This window comes from Streptomyces sp. NRRL F-6492 (assembly GCF_001280125.1).
Lineage (GTDB): Bacteria > Actinomycetota > Actinomycetes > Streptomycetales > Streptomycetaceae > Streptomyces.
This window is the reverse complement of the sequence record NZ_LGEG01000019.1, coordinates 1-17474: the sequence shown is the minus strand read 5'-3', so window position 1 is coordinate 17474 and position 17474 is coordinate 1. Positions and strand designations below refer to the sequence as shown.

Sequence of the window (17474 nt, the reverse complement as noted above, 5' to 3'; positions counted from 1 at the left end):
GGGGTGAGGGGTGAGGGGGTGAGGGGGTGAGGAGTGGCTGGGGAGGTGAGGGGGGCTGGGGGACGGTCTGTTTCGGTGACGGTCAGGTGTCGGTGGACGGGGGGTGGGCGGGTGGCGGCCCGGTCGGCGGGGATTCGGCGGGCGGGGGGTTGGGCGCGAGGAGGGCGAAGGCCTCCTCCACGAGGGCGGGCAGCGCGGTCCGGGGGCCGTCGAGGATCCAGGCGCGCGCGGCCGCCATGAGCGCGGCGGCGCCGGCCCCCACGGCGACGGCCGGCCGCAGGTCGCGCTCGGGGTCGGCGCCGATCCGCTGCGCGACCAGGCGCACCGAGGCCGCCTCGCCCTCCAGGAGGACGCGCCGGAGCACGGCCCGCAGGGGCGCTTCGCGTTCGGCGAGGCGGAACAGCTCGCGCACGCCGTCGCGGCGGTGCCAGGCCGGGACCGCCGGGTCGGCGAGCCAGCTCCGCAGGGCCGCCCGGTAGGCGGTGAGCGGGGGCTCCGTCCCGGGGCGGGCGGCGAGCGCCTCGTTGATCCGCGCGCAGTCGGCGCGGACGCCGTCGACGACGGCCTCTTCCTTGGAGGTGAAGTAGCGGCTGAAGGTGCGCCGGGAGACGCCGACCGCGTCGGTGACGTCCTCGACGGAGACTCCGGCCGGTCCGCGCTCCAGGACGAGCCGCAGCGCGGCCTCGCCGAGCGCTTCACGGGTCCGCTCCCCCTTCGGGCCGCGCCGCGGGCTCCGGAGTTCTCGTTCCGTGCTCCGTTCCGTGCTCATACATGCACCGTACACCCATTAATGTCCCAGTGGGACATTCACCCTCACCCACCCCTCCACCTGCCGGAACGCGCCGAAACACGACAGCGCGAGGTGACGACTTGTCGCCAACTCGTCACCCTCCGTGGTTGACGGGGACGGAGAGGGGCAGACCCTTCATGGGCCGATGGGCGCCCGTGTGAGAGGAGTGAGCCGTGCTGTCCGACTTCTTCGACCGACTGCTGCGCCGCGGCGCGAGTTCCGGTTCCGGCACGGGGCCGCCCCCGGGAGCCGGGACGACGACGGGGGTGCCCGGGCAGGCGCGGCCTTCCCGGAACCTCGTCCTCGACGCCGACTTCTCCTCCGCCGGGCAGTGGATCGCCGGCCGCTCCTGGGCGTATCCCCACGGCGGTCCGACCAACCCCGGCGACAACAAGCTCGACCACCTCACGGACGATCCCGCGTACAGCCGGAGCGGGGTCTTCCGGGCGACCCCCCGGCCCGACGGCCGCTGGACCGCCGGGCTGCTCACCACCGAGGGCAGCCCCGAGGGGTTCCTGGTGCGCACGGGCGACGTCCTGGAGGCCCGGGTGCGGCTGCCGGTGGAGATCGGCGCCTGGCCGGCGATCTGGACCTGGCGCGACGGCGGCCAGGAGATCGACGTCTTCGAGTACCACCCCGACAACCCGGACCTGCTCGAACTGTCGAACCGGGTGCGGGGGCGCCACCACTACTTCCGGGACCCGGCCGTCCGTCCGGGAGCGTGGATCGACTTCCGGGTCGAGTTCGGCGCGCGCTCTGTGGTGTGGTGGGTGAACGGCTCGCGGGCCTTCGACGACCGCCGGGGGGTGAGCCGCTCCTGGCGCGCGTACCTCATCGTGAACCTCTCGGTCTGCGCGGGCCGCTACCACCCGGCGCCCGAGCCGGGCACGGCGGAGATGTCGTACGAGGTGACGGAGCTGCGCGTGTACCGCGGCTGACCCGGACCGGTGGCCGGGCCGCCCGGTTCCGCGTACGGCGGGAGGGGGGCGTCGACGCGCGCGACGGCGGGGGAAGCGTCGTGGGGGCAACGGGTGTTGCGTAGGCTCGAACAGAGCGTTCCGCGCACCCGCACCGTGCCGTCCGTACGACGAGGAGGACCCCATGACCACCGCCGAAGAGGGACGGCAGCGGCTCGACGCGGCCAGTGTGCTCAACGCGAAGAGGACGCTGCTCCAGCTCCTCGCCCGGGCCGGCGTCTGGTCGGGCGACGCGGAGGAGATGATCGGGTTCGTCGAGGCGGGCGCCCTGGCCCTCGCGTACGAGGAGATCGGCGGGGCCGGGCGGAGCGCCCCGGACGGGAAGGGCGAGGCCTACGCCGCCGGTTGGCTCGACGGCGCCCGGGCCGTGGCCGACGAGCTCGGCGGCGTCGCCGAGCGGGCCCTGCGGCAGGCCCTCGCCGCCGATCCCACGACCGACTCCCCCGACGACCGCCCGCCCGTCGGGCGCACGGAGATGGAGCGGACCAAGGTGGCGGTCACCCCGATCTACCTCTCCTTCACCGACGTCTCCGACCTCGATCCGGAGGTCACCGAGCAGGTGCTCGGCGCCGTCCTGCGCACCATGAGCTCCCGTCAGCGCTCCCGCTACGCGGGGCGGTTGGCGGAGTTCGCCACGACCCACCGGGAGCATCTGGAGCGGCTGTACGCGGAGTACGGACCGGGCAGCGCCATCGCGATCCACGGCCGCTACACCCTCGTCCACTCCCCCACCAGCGTCGCCGTCCTGGAGCGGCTCGCGGCGGCGCCCTCCGCCCTGTACGAGGAGTGGGACGCCGCCGAACTTCCGCCCGCGTGGCTGGACGGCCTGACGAAGGCCTGGGGCGCACCGGCCTGACCTTCGTCCGCCCGCCGCTCCCGGAGGGGCGGGCGGACGAAGGGTAAACGTTTCTTCGCGGCTGCCCTCAGCTGTCGGCCACCGATCGTCGGCGGCCGGCCGCTAGTCGAGGAAGGGGTCGGGATACCTGGCGGAGAAAGGTTCCTCCGGACGGTCGGACCGCTCCCCCTCCCCCCGGCGGGCGTCGGTCCAGACGGCCTCGATGCCCAGGGGCCGGGTCAGCTCACCGGACCGCCAGGAGGGCGGGAGGCCCGTCGTCTCCCGCGCGCGTGCGGAGTGCGGGGACGTCGGCGGGACATCGTGCTCGATGCCGCCGAGGCGCCGCTCGAAATCGGCCTGCAAACGGTTCATCGTGTCGAGGAAGTCCTTGAGAGGAATGGTTCCTTCGTACATGCGTTCCTCCTGTTGCCCGCGGCGAAGGTCATCACATTCGAATAAAAAGGGCACTGTTGATGACACATCCCCTCAACGACACCCTCACTCGAAGGGGAACGCGGCATTCGGGTGACCCGCGCCGCGGGGAGAACCGGTCCTTCGCAGCTGGCAGCGCTTGGGGCCGCGTCAGCCGGCCGGTTCCGCGCGGAAGGCGATCATGGCGGTGTCGTCGCGGTGGTCGGAGAGGTCCTGCAGGAGGCGGAGCAGGTCGGGCAGGGGCTCGTCGCGGTGGAGCGCCGCCGCCCGCAGGAGGCACCGCTGCCCGGCGTCGAGGGAGGTGCCGGGGGTCTCGATGAGCCCGTCGGTGTACTGCAGGAGGGTGTCGCCGGGGGCGAGGCCGTGCGTGTGGGTGGTCCGGGGGAACGCGGGGGCGACGCAGAGCGGCGGGTCCTCGCCGCTGCCGTCGAGGAAGCGGGGCTCTCCCCGCGCGGGGATCAGCAGGGGCGGCGGGTGTCCGGCGTTGGACCAGGTCATCCGCCAGGTGCCGTCGGGCCGCCGGCGCAGATGGGTGTGGACGACGGTGGTGAAGGAGCCGACGTCGAGGCCTTCGGCGGCGTCGTCGAGCATGGCGAGGACGGCGGCGGGCGTGCAGTCGGGGCCCTTGTTCCAGGCGAGGGCGCGGAGCATGCTGCGCATCTGTCCCATGACGGTGGCGGCGCCGAGGTCGTGGCCGGCGACGTCCCCGATGTCGAGGACGAGAGTGCCGTCGGGGAGCGTGATGACGTCGTACCAGTCGCCGCCGATCTCGTTGGCCGGGCTGGCCGGCTGGTAGCGGGCGGCCAGGCTCGCCCCGGGCACGGCGGGCGGGCGGGTGAGCTGGGCGCGCTGGAGGCCCAGCGCGGTGCGGCGGGCCTGCTGGAGGTCGAGGACCTTGCGGATGGGCCGCTGCGCGTGGTGCAGGATCTCGCGCAGCAGCTCGACGTCGGCGGGTTCGGGGACGGGGGTGTCCCCGCTGGTGGAGGTGGTGGCGTACCCGAGGACGATGTCGTCGACGACCAGCGGGATCAGGGTCATGCTGGTCGCGCCGGAGGCCGTGAGCCACCGCTCGGTGACCTCCGGCACCAGATCGGGCGGGACCCGGCCGTCCGGGGACAGCCGGAACGTCCTCGGTTCGCGGCTCTCCAGCACCTCCCGCATGACCGCGGTGACCGTGACGCTCTGCCCCATCCGCGAGGGCGCGGGCGGGAGTCCGGCGCGGGTGGCGGAGGCGACCCGCCGGGCCGTGACCGTCGCGTGCTCCGGGAGCGGCCACTCCTCGTGGGAGAGGAGCAGGATCACGCAGGCGTCGGCGAGTTCGGGGACGACCGACTCCACCACCACGGCGAACGCCGTGTCCAGGCCGCCGCCCGACGCCTGCGCCACCCGGGCGAGGAGGTGTTCGCGCAGCTCGGCGCCCCAGGTGTCCTCGACGTCGACGGTGGCGGCGATCCACTCCTCGGCGCGGCCGTCGCGCACGATGGGGACGCAGCGCATGGCCATGTGGCGGTAGGAGCCGTCGGCCGTGCGGAGGCGGAAGGTGTTCTGGTAGATCTCGGGGGGACGCCGGGCGCGCGCCCCGTGCCAGGCGTCGACGAGCGCCTGCCGGTCCCGGGGGTGGACGTAGGCGTACATGCCCTCGCCCTCGTGGCGGGGCAGGGGGGCGCCGGTCAGCTTCTCCCAGCCGGGGACGATCTCCTCGACGCCGCCGTTCGCGCGCACCACCCACACCATCTGGGAGACGGCCGTCACCAGGGCCTCGAAGCGCTGGAGGGCGCGGGTCTCGGCGGTGGTCTCCAGGGTCACGACCAGGACCCCGTCGCCGACCGGGGTGGGGACGGGGGTGCAGGAGGTGACGAAGTGGCGGACCTCGTCCGGGCCGCCGGGGACGGGCAGCAGGGAGTCGGTGAGCTGGCGGGGGCGTCCGGTGGCGAGGACGTCGTCCAGGACGGCCAGGAACCGCTCGGCGGCCGGTTCCGGGTAGGCCTCCCGGGCGGGCCTGCGGAGGGGGCGGTCGCCGAGCGTCCTCCTGTACGCCGCGTTGACGTAGATCAGCAGGTGCTCGGGTCCCCCGAAGAGGGCGACCGCCGCCACGGTCGCGTCGAACAGCTTCGGGTCGAGGGCCCTCGCGGGGCTCATCGTCCCTCCGTCCCCGTCCGGGCCGGTGGGCGTTCCGGCCGTCCGCCGGTCCGCCGACGATCCGGTGCGATCATCCTGTGAGCCTTTCGTCCTTCCGGCGCGTGAACCCCCGCATCCTCCAGGGGACCGCGTCACGGGGGTCCGCGCCACACGAGCGGCTCCCCCGTCCGTGTGCGCCCCGAGCGCCGTTCGCCCCCTTCCCTCCGGTCTCCCAGCGAAGATCGACACCCCTGGTGTTCGAGTGCCCGAACGAATAGGTTAGGCTCACCTAACAAGCGTTCGCGACGACCGCCGCCTCTGCGTGATCATGTCCGGAGAGGCGTGGGCGCGGCGTCTGCACACCTCTGCCCGGAGACAAGGAACCGTCATGCCTTCTGTGTTCACCCCTCTTCGCCGCCGCGCCCTCGTGGCGGGGGCCGCCGCGGTCTCGCTCGGCCTCATGGTGACCGGATGCGGTTCGGACGAGAAAAAGGACGACGCGGCGGGTCCGGCGTCCAAGGCTCCGGCGGGCGCGTTCCCCGTCACCATCAAGAGCGCCCTCGGCGAGGCGGTCATCAAGGACAAGCCCAAGCGCGTCGTCACCCTCGGCCAGGGCTCCGCGGAGACCGCCATCGCCCTCGGCAACGTCCCGGTCGGCATCGAGGAGTACCCCTGGGGCAGCGACAAGACCGGCTACCTCCCCTGGATCCACGAGGCCGTGACGAAGTCCGGCGCCACGCTCCCCAAGCAGTTCAAGGGCGGTGAGGAGCTCGACATCGAGGCCATCACCGAGCTCGAGCCCGACGTCATCCTCGCCCCGTGGTCCGGCCTCACCCAGAAGCAGTACGACGTCCTCAAGGACATCGCGCCCACCGTCGCCTACCCCGAGAAGGCGTGGAGCACGAACTGGGACCAGCAGATCGAGATCGTCGCCAAGGCGCTCGGTCAGCCGGAGAAGGCCAAGGAGCTGGAGTCGAAGATCGACAAGCAGCTCGCCGACGCGGCCGCCTCCCGCCCCAACTACAAGAACGTCACGTTCTCGTACATCTACAACACCGGCCCCGGCACCCTCGGCGTCTTCAAGCCCGAGGAGCAGCGCGTCGCGATGGTCTCCAAGCTCGGCCTCAAGGTCGACCCGGTCGTGAACACCTTCAAGGAGACCGAGGGCACCGACTCCGCCCTGATCGGCCTGGAGAACGCCAACAAGCTCGCCAAGAGCGACATCGCCTTCACCTTCTACATGGACGAGAAGTCCCGCAAGACGGTCGAGGCCCAGCCCCTGTACGCGGCCATCCCCGCCGTGAAGAAGGGCGCGCTGGTCTACAGCCACGACACCCCGTTCGTCACCGCCTCCTCGATGATCAACCCGCTGACGGTGCCGTACAGCATCGAGCGCTACCTGCCGATGATCGACAAGGCCGTCGCCAAGGCCGGAAAGTAACCACGGATTCCGGCGTGACCACACTCTCCCGGACCGTCCAGGGCCCCGCCGTCGCACGGCGGGGCCCTGCCCGGTACCTAGCAGCCGCCGTCCTGTGCCTGGTCCTGCTCGCCCTGGCCCTGCTCGCCAGCGTGATGTTCGGCAGCAGGCCGACGTCCCCGGCCGAGGTCCTGCGGGTCGTCACCGGCGGCGGCGACGACTACCTCCGCACCGTCGTCGAGAGCCGCTACCCGCGCACCGCCCTCGGCGTGCTCGCGGGCCTCTGCCTCGGGATCGCCGGCACGCTGATGCAGGGCATCACCCGCAACCCGCTCGCCGAGCCGGGGCTCCTCGGCATCAACGCGGGCGCGTCCGCGAGCATCGTCGCCGCCACCGCGTTCCTCGGCGCGTCCGGGCAGCGGGAGACCATCTGGTGGGCCCTCGTCGGCGCCCTGGTGACCGGTGTCCTCGTCCATCTCGTCGGCACGGCCGGCGGGGGCGGCGGTCCGGTGCGCCTCGTGCTCGCCGGCGCGGTGCTCTCCGCGATCCTCGCCGCGTTCATCCAGGCCGTCGCGCTGTCCCGGCCGAAGGTCTTCGACACGTACCGCTACTGGGTGGTGGGGTCGCTCGGCGGGCGCGGCTTCGACGCCCTCTGGGCCGTGCTGCCGTTCGCCGCGGCCGGTCTCCTGCTCGCCGTCGTCCTCGCCCCCGGGCTCAACGCCATGGCGATGGGCGACGACAAGGCCGCCTCGCTCGGCATCAGCCCCGCCCGGGTCAAGGGCGCCGGGCTGCTCGCCGCGACGCTGCTCAGCGCGGCGGCCACGGCGGCGGTGGGGCCCATCGCCTTCGTCGGGCTCGCCGTCCCGCACCTGGTCCGGGTGCTGGTGGGCGCCGACTTCCGGATGCAGATCCTGTTCACCGCGCTCGCGGGCCCCACGCTGCTGCTCTTCGCGGACGTCGTCGGGCGGGTCCTGCTGCGTCCCGAGGAGCTGATGGTCGGCGTCGTCACCGCGTTCGTGGGCGCGCCGGCCCTGCTCTTCGCCGTCCGTCGCATGAGGGGAGCGGCATGAAGACCACCGACCGGACCGAGACTCCGGCCGAGACGCGGACCGGGGGCCCGGCCGTGACGCCGCCGCGTCCGGCGGGGCGCCTGCTCGTACGGATCGGCCCCCGGGTCGCGATCCCCGTGCGCCGCTCCTCCCTGGTCGCCGCCGCGCTGTCGGTGCTGCTGCTCCTGGCGGCGGCCGTGGCGACGCTCTCGATGGGCCGACTGGGCATCCACCTCGCCGATCTGCCGTCGGCGCTCATGGGCGAGGCGACGGGCAAGAACGCCTTCGTCCTGAACCGGCTGCGCGGCCCGCGGCTCGTGGTGGCCATCGCCACCGGCGCGGCCTTCGGCCTGTCCGGGGCCCTGTTCCAGTCGGTCACCCGCAATCCGCTGGGCAGCCCCGACGTGATCGGGCTCAGCGCCGGCTCCGGCGCGGGGGCCGCGGCCGCCGCGCTCTTCTTCCCCGACACCGTCCCGGTCGCCGTCGGCTCCCTGGTCGGCGCGGTCGGCGCCATGGCGCTGGTGTACGTCTCCACCGGGACCGGGTTCCGCAACCCCGGGCGCCTGGTCGTGGCGGGCATCGGCGTGGCCGCCATGTCGACGGCCCTGACCCAGTACGTGGTCTACGCCGTCGAGCGCGACAAGGCGAGCGCCCTGACCGCGTACATCAACGGCAGTCTCTCCGCCCGTTCCTGGGACGACGCGACGGTCATCTGGGGGGTGCTGCTCGTCTGTCTGCCGCTCGCGGCGCTCCTCGCGCGGCCGCTGGGCATCGGCGAGATGGGCGACGACCTCTCCACCGGTCTGGGCGCCCGCCCGGACCGGACCGCGACGGCGGCGGTCGCCCTGTCGATCGTGCTGTCCGCGGGCGCGGTCGGCGTGGCCGGTCCGATCGCCTTCATCTCCCTGACGGCGCCGCAGATCGCCAAGCGGGTCACCCGGAGCGGCGGACCGCAGCTGGTCATGTCGACGCTGCTCGGCGCCCTGCTCCTGGTCCTCGCGGACCTCACGGCCCAGCAGCTGCCGCTCTTCGACGACCTGCCGGTCGGTCTGTACACGATGGCCGTCGGAGGGGCGTACCTGGGCTATCTGCTGCTGCGGGAGTGGAAGCGGCCCGTCTGAGACGGGTACGGCGGGAGGAGGGGGCCACCGGGTGGCCCCCTCCTCCCGTTTCCGTCACCCGGTGAGCGGCTCGCCGACGCGCAGGTTCCAGCGGCCGGTCCGGCCGCTGAGGTGAACGGCCGTCAGGGGGCGGACGTCCAGGCGCCGGGCGACCGCGTCCGGGACCCCGAGGGCGTGGACCGTCGCGGCGCGGACGACGTCGGGTTCGACGACGGCCGTGACGCGTCCCGATCCCTCCCGGAGCGCGTCGAGCCAGGCCCCGACCCGGACGCGCAGGTCGCGGAGGGACTCCCCGCCGTGCGGCGCGGCCTCCGGGTCGGACAGCCAGGCGGCCAGCGCGGCCTCCTCGGCGGCGGCGACGTCGTCGAGGGTCCTCCCCCGCCAGCGGCCCATGGCGCAGCCGGCCAGGGCGGCCACCGGCCCGGCCCGCAGGCCGAGGGCCCGCGCGGTGCCGAGGCAGCGCGCGGACGGCGAGGCGTACGCGCGCGTGGCGGGGGCCACGACGGCGGCGAGGGCCTCGGCGCGGGCGAGCCCCGCCGGGTCGAGGGGGCCGTCGTCGTCGAACCGGACCTCGCGCAGCGCGTCGCTCGTGGCGGGCGGGACGAGCGTCAGCCGGACTGTCATCGGGATCCTTCTCGGTCGGCGCCGGTACGGGGCGGCGGGGCGGTCCCCCGTACGGTACGGGCCGCGGGGAGGCGGGCGTTCCGCCCGGGGGCGCACGGAAGGTGATCCAGGCCTCACGCCCTTAACAATGTCCACGTCACGCGGTACCGTCAGGCGACATTTGAACAGCGTGACGACGGCGAGACGGAAGTCCGGTGGGAACCCGGCACGGTCGCGCCACTGTGTGCCGAGGCCTCCCCGGGCAAGGGGGGGTCGCGGCGAGTCAGACCCGTGGACCGTCGTCCTGCACCACCGTTTGGGACGCGCGTTCCCGCAGGAGGTTTCATCATGGCCGAGGCTGCCGTCTCCGCTGCCGTTTCCACCCCTTCCGTAGCCGTACCGGCTCCGCTGCCCGTGCGGGCCGTGCTGCCCTGGGCCTTCTTCGTCGGCCTCCTCGCGCTGATCGCGCTGTACTTCGTGGGCGCGGAGCAGGGTGCCACCTCCCTCTTCGCGGGTTCCGACGTGCACGAGTGGGTGCACGACGGGCGCCACCTGCTCGGCTTCCCCTGCCACTGAGAGGCGACGAGCACATGCACGCCTCGACTGTGAGAACCCTGCTGATCCGCGGCATGCTCGCGGGCCTGATAGCCGGTCTGTTCGCCTTCGCCGTGGCCTACGTGGGCGGTGAGCCCTCCGTGAACGGCTCCATCGCCGTGGAGGAGGCCCAGGCCGCCCAGGAGGCGGCCCACGCCGGACACGGCGGCGCGGAGGCCGAGGAAGAGGAGGAGGTGGTCAGCCGCTCGGCGCAGTCCACCTTCGGCCTGGCCACCGGCGTCCTCGTCTACGGAGTGGCGCTGGGCGGCGTCGCCGCGCTCGCCTTCTCCTTCGCGCTCGGCCGCATCGGCCGGTTCAGCCCGCGGGCCACCGCGGCGCTGACCGCGGCGGCGGCCTTCACCACCGTCTACCTGGTGCCGTTCCTGAAGTACCCGGCGACCCCGCCGGCCGTCGGCAACCCCGACACTATCGGGAAGCGCACCACCCTGTTCTTCCTGATGATCCTGCTCAGCGTGCTGCTCGGCGTCGGCGCGGTGATCCTCGGCCGTCGTCTGGCGCCGCGTCTGGGCAACTGGAACGCGAGCCTGGCGGCCGGCTTCGGCTTCCTCCTCGTGACGGGCATCGCCTTCGCGGTCCTGCCCGCCAACGACGACGCGGTCAAGGCGGGCTTCCCCGCCAAGCTGCTGTGGGAGTTCCGGCTGGCCTCGCTCGGCGTCCAGGTCGTGCTGTGGGTGGTGTTCGCCGTGGTCTTCGGCTACCTCGCCCAGAAGGCGCTGGCCGCCCGGACGGCCGACGGGGGGACCCCGGCCCGGGTCGAGGCTCCGGCCGCCGGCTGACCACCGATCCGTACGGAAGCGCCCCGCGTGCCAGGAGCACGCGGGGCGCTTCCGTGTGCGGGCGGTCTCCCGGTCCCCACGGCCGCTTCGGCGGTGGCCGGGACGTTCGCCGTCCGGTCACCGCCGGTCGGTGCGTCCGGTCCCCCCGCACAGCCAGTGGTCGCCCGTCGTGGTCCAGCCGGTCAGTCGCCGGGCGCGTCCGGCGTCCGCCGTGCCGTCGGCGGCGAAGGAGCCCCCGTCGGCGACCAGCCGGAGGCCGGCCAGGGCCGGTTCCAGGAGGGCGGCCACCCGGGCCGGGTGACGGGCCGCCTCCTCCGGCATCCCGGCCAGCACCGCGGCCGCCGCCGCCCCGTCGCACAGCGACAGGTGGAACAGCAGCTGCCGCCAGGCGTACGCCGCGTCCTTCACCGTGCCGAGCGGGCGCGGCTCGTGCCGGGCCCGCTCCGTCAGGCGGCACACCGTGACGAAGCAGCGGCGGGCCGATTCCGCCCAGCCGGAGGCGGGTGCGACGCCGACGCGGTGGACCAGGGTGGCGAGGTTGTGGGTGGTGAGGATCTGGGACTGCTCGATCACCGCGCCGTTCCCCGCCACGCTGCCGGAGGAGTGCCCGCCGGCCCGCTCGTGGCACAGCGCGGCGAACGCGGGCGCGTCCCGGGCGGCGCTCCGCCGGGAGGCCCCGCGGCCCCTCTGCCCGCCGGCCAGGACGTGGACGGCCGCGTAGTCGATGCCGTAGTACCGCGCGTACAGGGATCCTTCGAGCAGTTCCCCGGCCACCGCGGCGGCCGCCCGGAACTTGGGGCTGAAGGTGCCCGTGAAGATGTCGGCGGCCAGCTCCTCGACCAGGGGCGCGTCCAGCCCGGCCCGGCGGGCGAGGACGGCGAGTTCGCGGACGAGCGGGTTGGGCAGCAGGGTGCCGGGGAAGCCGTCGACGGCGACCTCGGCGAGGTGCCGCAGGGTCGCGTGCGCGGAGTCGCGCACGCGCGCGTCGGTACGGTGCTGCGCCGACACCGCACGGACCCAGGGCAGTTCGTCCGGCCGGACCTGCCGCTCCAGATCGAGCAGCAGCAGCGAGCGCCGTTCGCGGAACGCCCGGTAGTTGGCGGCCATGAGCGCGCGCAGCGGCGCGTCCCGGTAGGCCCCGGCCGTCTCGGCGGCGACGAGCTGGGGCACGAGCTCGGCCATCACCTCGGCGGAGGGAACGACGCCGAGCTCCACCAGGACGGGCAGGGGCGCGCTCCGCGCCCTTTCGACCACGCGGCGGACCGCGGGCGGCACGGCCGTCCCGGCGGGCAGGCCGGAGCGGCGCTGCTCGGCCCCGGTCACCGGGACGAGGAGCGCGGCCGGGTCGGCGGCGCCGACGTCCTGCGGGAGGCCGGACATCCGGTCGGCGACGAGACGGGCGAGGTCGTGGTGGGCGGGCAGCGCGGCCTGGGCCGCCCGGGCGCTCCGTACCGCCGTGTGCCGGTCCGAACCGGGCAGCCCCCGCTTGCGGACCATCGAGGCGGCGGCGTGCCGGAGGAGCCCGAGGCGCCGCGCGTCGAGCGGGCGGCCGGCGACGGTCTCCTCCAGGGCCCCGCGCAGGATCCCGAGGTTGCCCTTGGGGTCGCGGTGTCCGCCGCAGCGGGTGTGCTCGCGGGCCAGGACCCGGTAGCGGTCGAGGAGGGCGGCACCGCGCGCGTGCCACCCGTCGCCCGGCTCGCGGTCGAGGACCCGGTGGTCGGGGCCCGCCGTCTCCAGCCAGTGCCCCAGCAGCTCGTCCGCGAAGGGCCGCCAGACGCGGAGCGCCTCGCGCTGGGTCTCGACGGCGTCGTTCGGACCCCGGCGGGCCAGGGCGGCCCCGGCCTGCGCGACGGTACGGCGGTGCACGGCGCCGGGGTCGGGGGCCGGGGCCGCGGACGGGCGCGGGGTGAAGCGCAGCGTGCCCGCGAACGGGCTTGTCTCCCGGACGAGTCCGAGGGCCGCTCCGGTCTCCCCCGCGCGCACCAGCCAGGCCACCGTGAGCAGCGCGGCCTCCTCGGGGACGGTCACCTCGTAGCGGGCGCCGTCGAGGAGCGCCCACAGCTCCGCGAGGCCCTCCTCGGTGAGGCCGTGGGCGAAGAGGGCCTCCCGGTCCTCCGGCACGCCGGCCTTCCGCGCCGCCTCGGCCTCGTACGGCAGGAGGGGGCCGCCGGCCCTGGCGCCGCCCGTGGCGAAGCCGCCGTGCAGCACTTCCGGGGTCACCCAGGCGGGCAGTCCCCTGACGGGGGTGCGCGAGCCGATCCGCAGCGTGCCGTCGGCCGTGCCGGCGAGCACCTGGCGCCAGCCGCGGACCCGTACCCCGGCACGCTCGCGCGTGGCGGGGTCCTCGTGGGTGAGGGCGGTGGCGAAGGCGCGGGCCGGTCGGCCCTCGGCGTAGGAGGCGGAAGGGATCTGCGGCTGCTTGTCAGCGTGGGTGTCCATAAGCCGACGTGGCGGGTCCCGCCCCCGCGCCCTCCGGGTCCCGAGCCCGGCGCTCTGCTGCTGAGCCACACGTCGTAGGGCCCTGACGGTAGTGAGGGCGCCGGGAAGGGACAACGAGGTTTCCGGGGCGTGGTGCGGGGCCGGGGTGCGCGCCGTCCCGCGGCCGAAGCCGGGCGCATTCGCTTGGGAGCGCTCTCAGAAGGTGGGGGCTACAGATATCCTGAACCGGACGGGAACGCGCGCCCGTAGCCGTGCGCGCGCCCGTACGACCCGGTACACCGACCAGCCGACGCAGTCGAGGAGCACCCGCCTTGCCCGAGCAGACCACGGGGCCCCGCCCCACGCTGGAAGCCGTCGCCGCGCGCGCCGGTGTGTCCCGCGCCACGGCCTCCCGGGTCGTCAACGGGGGCGCGGGCGTGCGCGCCCCCCTGGTCGAGAAGGTCCGCAGGGCCGTCGAGGAGCTCGGTTACGTCCCCAACCACGCGGCCCGCACCCTGGTCACCCGGCGCAACGGCGCCGTGGCCGTGATCATCGCGGAGCCCGAGTTCCGGATCTTCTCGGACCCGTTCTTCGAGCAGCAGGTGCGCGGCATCAGCCGGGAACTGACGGCGCACGACTCCCAGTTGGTGCTGCTGTGGGTGGAGGGCCCCGGGGACCACGAGCGGATCGCCCGCTATCTCGGCGGGGGTCACGTGGACGGCGCGCTCGCGTTCTCGCTGCACAGCGACGACGCCCTGCCGGCCGTGATCGAGGGGGCGCGGATCCCGGTGGTCGTCGGCGGGCGGCCGGCTCCCGGCACCGGTCCGGCCGTGCCCTTCGTCGACTGCGACAACCGGGGCGGCGCCCGGGAGGCGGTGCGGCACCTGGTGGACCTGGGGCGCCGGACCATCGCCCACATCTCCGGTCCCGCCGACCAGACGTCGGCGATCGACCGGCTGCACGGCTACCGGGACGTCCTCCACGACGCCGATCCGGAGCTGCTGTGCGCGGGCGCCTTCACCGAGGAGAGCGGCGCGCGGGCCATGGCGGAGCTGCTCGACCGGCGGCCGGACGTGGACGGGGTGTTCGTCGCCAACGACCTGATGGCGTCGGGCGCGCTGCGCACCCTGCGGGAGCGCGGGGTGCGGGTGCCGGAGGACGTGGCGGTCGTCGGCTTCGACGACATGGCCTCCGTGGTCGGCCGGACCTCCCCCGCCCTGACCACCGTGCACCAGGACATCGAGGGCATGGGCCGGCTGATGGTGAAGCTGCTGATGCGGCTGCTCGACGGGACCGGGCCCGAGATCCCGGGCTCCGTGATCACCCCGACCTCGCTGGTCCGCCGCGCCTCGGCCTGACCCCGGACGGCGGACGGCGGGCCCGGGTGCGTCACCCGGGCCCGCCGCCGTCGTGACCCCTCGAAGGGTCGGCCGTACGGGATCAGTCGTACAGGATCAGTCGTACGTGATCAGTCGTACAGGATCAGTCGTACGGGATGACCACCACGGACCGGTCCGTGCCCGTCTGGAGCCGCGCGTCGCCGTTGCCGATCGCGCTCCAGACCTCCAGGCGCACCGTCCCGCCGCGCAGGTTGCCGAGCGTGCCGGTGGCGGACTTCAGGCCCCGGGACTGGGCGTACTCCTCCCAGCCCGTGACCGGGTCGGTCGCGAAGTAGTGGTACGTCTCCGTGCGGTCGAAGGTGCCGTCGCCGGTGAGGTCGTAGCTGATCCGGGCCTGCTGGCCGAGGCCGACCGACGTGCCGGCGTCCACCTGGAGCCGGAAGGCGGTCGAACCGCCCGCCCGGAGCGTGCCGTTGACGTTCTTGACGACGTAGACGAGCGGCTTGTTCGGGGTGCCGTCGTGGTTGCCGCCCTGCGCCGAGGCGAGGGTGTCGCCGCCCGCCGCGGCGCCGGTGGCCGTGGTGAGCGTGCCGCCGGTGCGGAGCTGGAAGGTGTTGCCGGAGCCCGGCTCCGGCTCGGGGTCGGGACCGGGGCCCGCCGTGCCGTTGCCGGTGGCGGTGGAACGCGCCGGCACGGAGAGGGACTTGCCGTCGGAGAAGGTGACCGTGCGGGCGGTCGAGCCGTGGTTGTGGGCCACGTAGGTGCGCGTGGTGCCCTTGGCGAAGACGGCGGAGGTGGGGATCGATCCGGTGACGGTGGCGTCGGGGGCGCCGAGCGCGTCGAGCGCGGTGATCCAGTGGTAGGTGTGGGCCTTGGACTCGCCGGCCTCCGGGGTGTATCCGGCGTTCCCCGCGTCCCACTTGGCCTTGGCGGCGCCGGGGTCGGCGAGGGACTGGAACTCCCAGAGGATGTCGCGCCACTCGACGGCGGGGCCGCCGTTCTCGCGCTCCAGCTCGGCGATGTTGCGCCGGATGGCGTCCTTGCGCGCACCGAGCTGGAGCGAGCTCCCGCTGGTCACGGGCAGGACGTTGATGCCGTGGATCTCCTCCGGGTTGGCGGTCCACCAGGTGGAGTAGGCGCCGCCGCTGCCCCAGACCATGCCGACGGTGTCGTGCTGGAAGGAGCCGGGGAAGACCTGCTGGTCGGCGTCGAACCAGTACTGGGCGACGGCCTCGGCCTCGGTGGTCAGGAGGTAGGTGCCGAGGTCGCGCAGGGAGGCGTCGCCGGTGGCCGCGCCCCACAGGACGAGGGCGGCGCTGAGGTTGGTCGACTCGGAGGACGACTCCTGGTTGTTGCCGGCGGCGAAGCCCTGGTGGCCGCTGGCCCAGCTGTGTCCCGCGTAGACGTCGAAGCCGCGCAGGAAGGGGAAGGCACTGTCGGTGCGGCTGGGGTTGGCGGTGTCGCGGACCAGGGTCTTGACCATGGTCCCCCAGGCGGAGTCGGCGGCCCAGTTCGGGTCGTACTGGGCGACGATCGCGGCGGCGTACACGTAGTAGCCGTAGTGGAAGTGGTGGTCGTTGAGCTCGGTGTCGCTGCCGTAGGAGGCCGGGTAGCCGGTGAGGGTCTTCCAGGCCTTGTCGTACGAGAACTCGGTGGCGCCGCCGGCCGTGAACCACTCCTGGAGGCGGCCCTTGATCAGGCCGAGGAGCTTGTCGCGGATCGCGCCCTCGCCGATCTGGTCGGCGAGCGGCACGAGCTGGGCGAGCTTGCCGAGGGCCTTGCCGGTCCAGTACGTGTCGACGGCTCCGGAGAACGGGTCGGAGGAGTTCGCGACCTCGTTCAGGTAGCCGCGCAGGCGGGCCGTGTCGATCCCGCTGCCGGGCAGGCCCGGGAGGGTGGCGGCGGCCTTCTGGGCGGTGGTGAAGGAGGCCGCCTCGCGGACCTTCATGGTGCCCCGGGGCGAGACGTAGGTGTACGGGGTCAGCGGGTCGGTGGTGTGCAGCCACTGGTGGCGGTAGAGCGCCTGGAGGGTGCCGCGCTCGGTGCCCTCCCTGGCCTCGGTGGTGAGGCCGTAGGTGGCGCGGACGGTGCCGGCGTCGTAGCTCCAGTTGACCGTGGAGCCGGTGACGAAGCTGTAGGCGTACTTGCGGTACGTGGCGAGCGCGTCGGTGGAGGGCAGGACGGCGACGGAGAAGTAGTCCTTGCCGCCGAGGCCCGCGGTGATGGTGGAGCCGGAGACGTTCCAGTCGGTGCCGCTCGGCGAGAAGAGGGCGTAGTGGTGGCCGGCGACGGTGATGCCGAGGACGTTGCCCTGGTCGGAGAAGACCGTGGGGGCCTGGGCGGTGGTGATCCGGGCGTCGCCGCCGGTGCCCTTGGCGTACACGAAGGGCAGGCCGTGGCCGATGGTGGTGCGCAGGGTGCGGGCGCCGTCGGACCAGTAGGGGGTGACGGTCCAGTCGGACCAGGCGTCGGCCTTGGTGTCGGGCGAGTTGAGGCCGGTGAGGCCGAGGGTGAGGTCGCGCTTGTGGGCGAACTCGTACTGGCGCCCGTCGCCCACGATCGCGGGGCTGGTGGGGTAGCCGACCTCCAGGCCGCCGGAGACGGCCTGATAGGTGAGCGGGTGGCCGTACATGGGGGTGGAGTACGGGTTGTCCCCGTAGCGCTGGAAGGCGAGGGAGGACCACCAGTCGTTGGTGGGGACGGGCTTGCCCTGGGCGGCGGCGGTGACCTTGGGGGTGACCGGGGCGCCGGTGTTGGTGGTGGGTCCGGAGGTACCGGCGGGGCGGGTGTCGGAATAGCTTCCGGCGCCCGCGGGGACGGTGGCCGCGGCCGCGGGGACGGCGGCGGGGCCGAGTCCCACGGCGGCGAGGGCGGAGACCAGGACCAGCGCTGCGGCGGGCCGGGTGCGGGGGGATGGCATGAAGGGGCACCTCATGTCGTCTGCGGCGGATGGAGCTCGGGGGTGGATGGAGCTCGGGGA

The 17474-nt window shown here is 74.1% G+C and carries 14 protein-coding genes, 1 tRNA gene and 1 riboswitch; of the genes, 8 read left to right on the top strand and 7 right to left on the bottom strand.

The features are described from left to right. Positions 1-82: 82 nt before the first annotated feature. Positions 83-769, bottom strand: a complete 687-nt coding sequence (locus tag ADL08_RS03915; protein ID WP_063885226.1) for a TetR/AcrR family transcriptional regulator — start codon at positions 767-769, stop codon at positions 83-85. 287 nt (positions 770-1056) lie between these two features. Here ADL08_RS03915 and ADL08_RS03910 point away from each other — a divergent pair, with 287 nt between their 5' ends. Next, positions 1057-1728, top strand: a complete 672-nt coding sequence (locus ADL08_RS03910) for a beta-glucanase (protein ID WP_053640617.1) — start codon at positions 1057-1059, stop codon at positions 1726-1728. 163 nt (positions 1729-1891) lie between these two features. Then, a complete protein-coding gene (locus ADL08_RS03905; RefSeq protein WP_053640615.1) occupies positions 1892-2623 on the top strand; it encodes a hypothetical protein in 732 nt (243 codons plus the stop codon). A gap of 102 nt (positions 2624-2725) precedes the next feature. Here the strand turns inward: ADL08_RS03905 and ADL08_RS03900 are convergent, their stop codons facing one another. Next, a complete protein-coding gene (locus tag ADL08_RS03900) occupies positions 2726-3016 on the bottom strand; it encodes a hypothetical protein (protein ID WP_053640614.1) in 291 nt (96 codons plus the stop codon). A gap of 168 nt (positions 3017-3184) precedes the next feature. After that, positions 3185-5173, bottom strand: coding sequence for a SpoIIE family protein phosphatase (locus ADL08_RS03895; protein WP_053640613.1), 1989 nt, complete (start codon positions 5171-5173; stop codon positions 3185-3187). Positions 5174-5540: 367 nt separating this feature from the next. On the opposite strand from ADL08_RS03895, the gene ADL08_RS03890 reads away from it, so the two are divergent. The 3 genes from ADL08_RS03890 to ADL08_RS03880 are packed head-to-tail and all read left to right on the top strand — an operon-like array spanning position 5541 to position 8742. Beyond that, a complete protein-coding gene (locus ADL08_RS03890) occupies positions 5541-6593 on the top strand; it encodes an iron-siderophore ABC transporter substrate-binding protein (protein ID WP_053640612.1) in 1053 nt (350 codons plus the stop codon). Positions 6594-6607: 14 nt separating this feature from the next. Next, a complete protein-coding gene (locus tag ADL08_RS03885; RefSeq protein ID WP_053640611.1) occupies positions 6608-7642 on the top strand; it encodes an iron ABC transporter permease in 1035 nt (344 codons plus the stop codon). Continuing rightward, positions 7639-8742 carry a FecCD family ABC transporter permease gene (locus ADL08_RS03880; protein WP_078967978.1) on the top strand — a complete coding sequence of 368 codons (1104 nt, stop codon included), beginning with the start codon at positions 7639-7641 and terminating at the stop codon, positions 8740-8742. Before ADL08_RS03885 ends, ADL08_RS03880 begins: the two co-directional genes overlap by 4 nt. A 54-nt stretch (positions 8743-8796) precedes the next feature. On the opposite strand, the gene ADL08_RS03875 is transcribed toward ADL08_RS03880, so the two are convergent. Then, a complete protein-coding gene (locus ADL08_RS03875; protein WP_053640610.1) occupies positions 8797-9366 on the bottom strand; it encodes a histidine phosphatase family protein in 570 nt (189 codons plus the stop codon). A 185-nt stretch (positions 9367-9551) separates the two neighbouring features. Then, a riboswitch (cobalamin riboswitch) is annotated at positions 9552-9634 on the top strand. A gap of 59 nt (positions 9635-9693) precedes the next feature. Here ADL08_RS03875 and ADL08_RS03870 point away from each other — a divergent pair. Beyond that, on the top strand, positions 9694-9921 hold the full coding sequence (locus ADL08_RS03870; protein WP_053640609.1) for a CbtB domain-containing protein: 228 nt from the start codon (positions 9694-9696) through the stop codon (positions 9919-9921). A 14-nt stretch (positions 9922-9935) separates the two neighbouring features. Beyond that, a complete protein-coding gene (locus ADL08_RS03865) occupies positions 9936-10736 on the top strand; it encodes a CbtA family protein (RefSeq protein ID WP_053640608.1) in 801 nt (266 codons plus the stop codon). A 117-nt stretch (positions 10737-10853) separates the two neighbouring features. On the opposite strand, the gene ADL08_RS03860 is transcribed toward ADL08_RS03865, so the two are convergent. Beyond that, complete coding sequence (locus tag ADL08_RS03860) at positions 10854-13175, bottom strand: hypothetical protein (protein WP_053640607.1); 2322 nt, start codon at positions 13173-13175, stop codon at positions 10854-10856. A gap of 3 nt (positions 13176-13178) precedes the next feature. After that, positions 13179-13250: transfer RNA gene (locus ADL08_RS03855), tRNA-Pro, on the bottom strand. Between the two features lie 236 nt (positions 13251-13486). On the opposite strand from ADL08_RS03855, the gene ADL08_RS03850 reads away from it, so the two are divergent. Beyond that, positions 13487-14512: a LacI family DNA-binding transcriptional regulator gene (locus tag ADL08_RS03850; RefSeq protein ID WP_053640606.1), complete on the top strand. Its 1026-nt coding sequence runs from the start codon at positions 13487-13489 to the stop codon at positions 14510-14512. A 124-nt stretch (positions 14513-14636) separates the two neighbouring features. Here the strand turns inward: ADL08_RS03850 and ADL08_RS03845 are convergent, their stop codons facing one another. Continuing rightward, a complete protein-coding gene (locus ADL08_RS03845) occupies positions 14637-17414 on the bottom strand; it encodes a glycosyl hydrolase (protein ID WP_053640605.1) in 2778 nt (925 codons plus the stop codon). Positions 17415-17474: the final 60 nt, after the last annotated feature.

Bases quoted from the DNA above. Each gene is read 5' to 3' on its own strand.
- ADL08_RS03860 (WP_053640607.1), bottom strand. From the start codon at position 13,175: ATGGACACCCACGCTGACAAGCAGCCGCAGATCCCTTCCGCCTCCTAC.
- ADL08_RS03895 (WP_053640613.1), bottom strand. From the start codon at position 5,173: ATGAGCCCCGCGAGGGCCCTCGACCCGAAGCTGTTCGACGCGACCGTG.
- ADL08_RS03915 (WP_063885226.1), bottom strand. From the start codon at position 769: ATGAGCACGGAACGGAGCACGGAACGAGAACTCCGGAGCCCGCGGCGC.
- ADL08_RS03880 (WP_078967978.1), top strand. From the start codon at position 7,639: ATGAAGACCACCGACCGGACCGAGACTCCGGCCGAGACGCGGACCGGG.
- ADL08_RS03845 (WP_053640605.1), bottom strand. From the start codon at position 17,414: ATGCCATCCCCCCGCACCCGGCCCGCCGCAGCGCTGGTCCTGGTCTCC.
- ADL08_RS03890 (WP_053640612.1), top strand. From the start codon at position 5,541: ATGCCTTCTGTGTTCACCCCTCTTCGCCGCCGCGCCCTCGTGGCGGGG.
- ADL08_RS03905 (WP_053640615.1), top strand. From the start codon at position 1,892: ATGACCACCGCCGAAGAGGGACGGCAGCGGCTCGACGCGGCCAGTGTG.
- ADL08_RS03875 (WP_053640610.1), bottom strand. From the start codon at position 9,366: ATGACAGTCCGGCTGACGCTCGTCCCGCCCGCCACGAGCGACGCGCTG.
- ADL08_RS03865 (WP_053640608.1), top strand. From the start codon at position 9,936: ATGCACGCCTCGACTGTGAGAACCCTGCTGATCCGCGGCATGCTCGCG.
- ADL08_RS03900 (WP_053640614.1), bottom strand. From the start codon at position 3,016: ATGTACGAAGGAACCATTCCTCTCAAGGACTTCCTCGACACGATGAAC.
- ADL08_RS03870 (WP_053640609.1), top strand. From the start codon at position 9,694: ATGGCCGAGGCTGCCGTCTCCGCTGCCGTTTCCACCCCTTCCGTAGCC.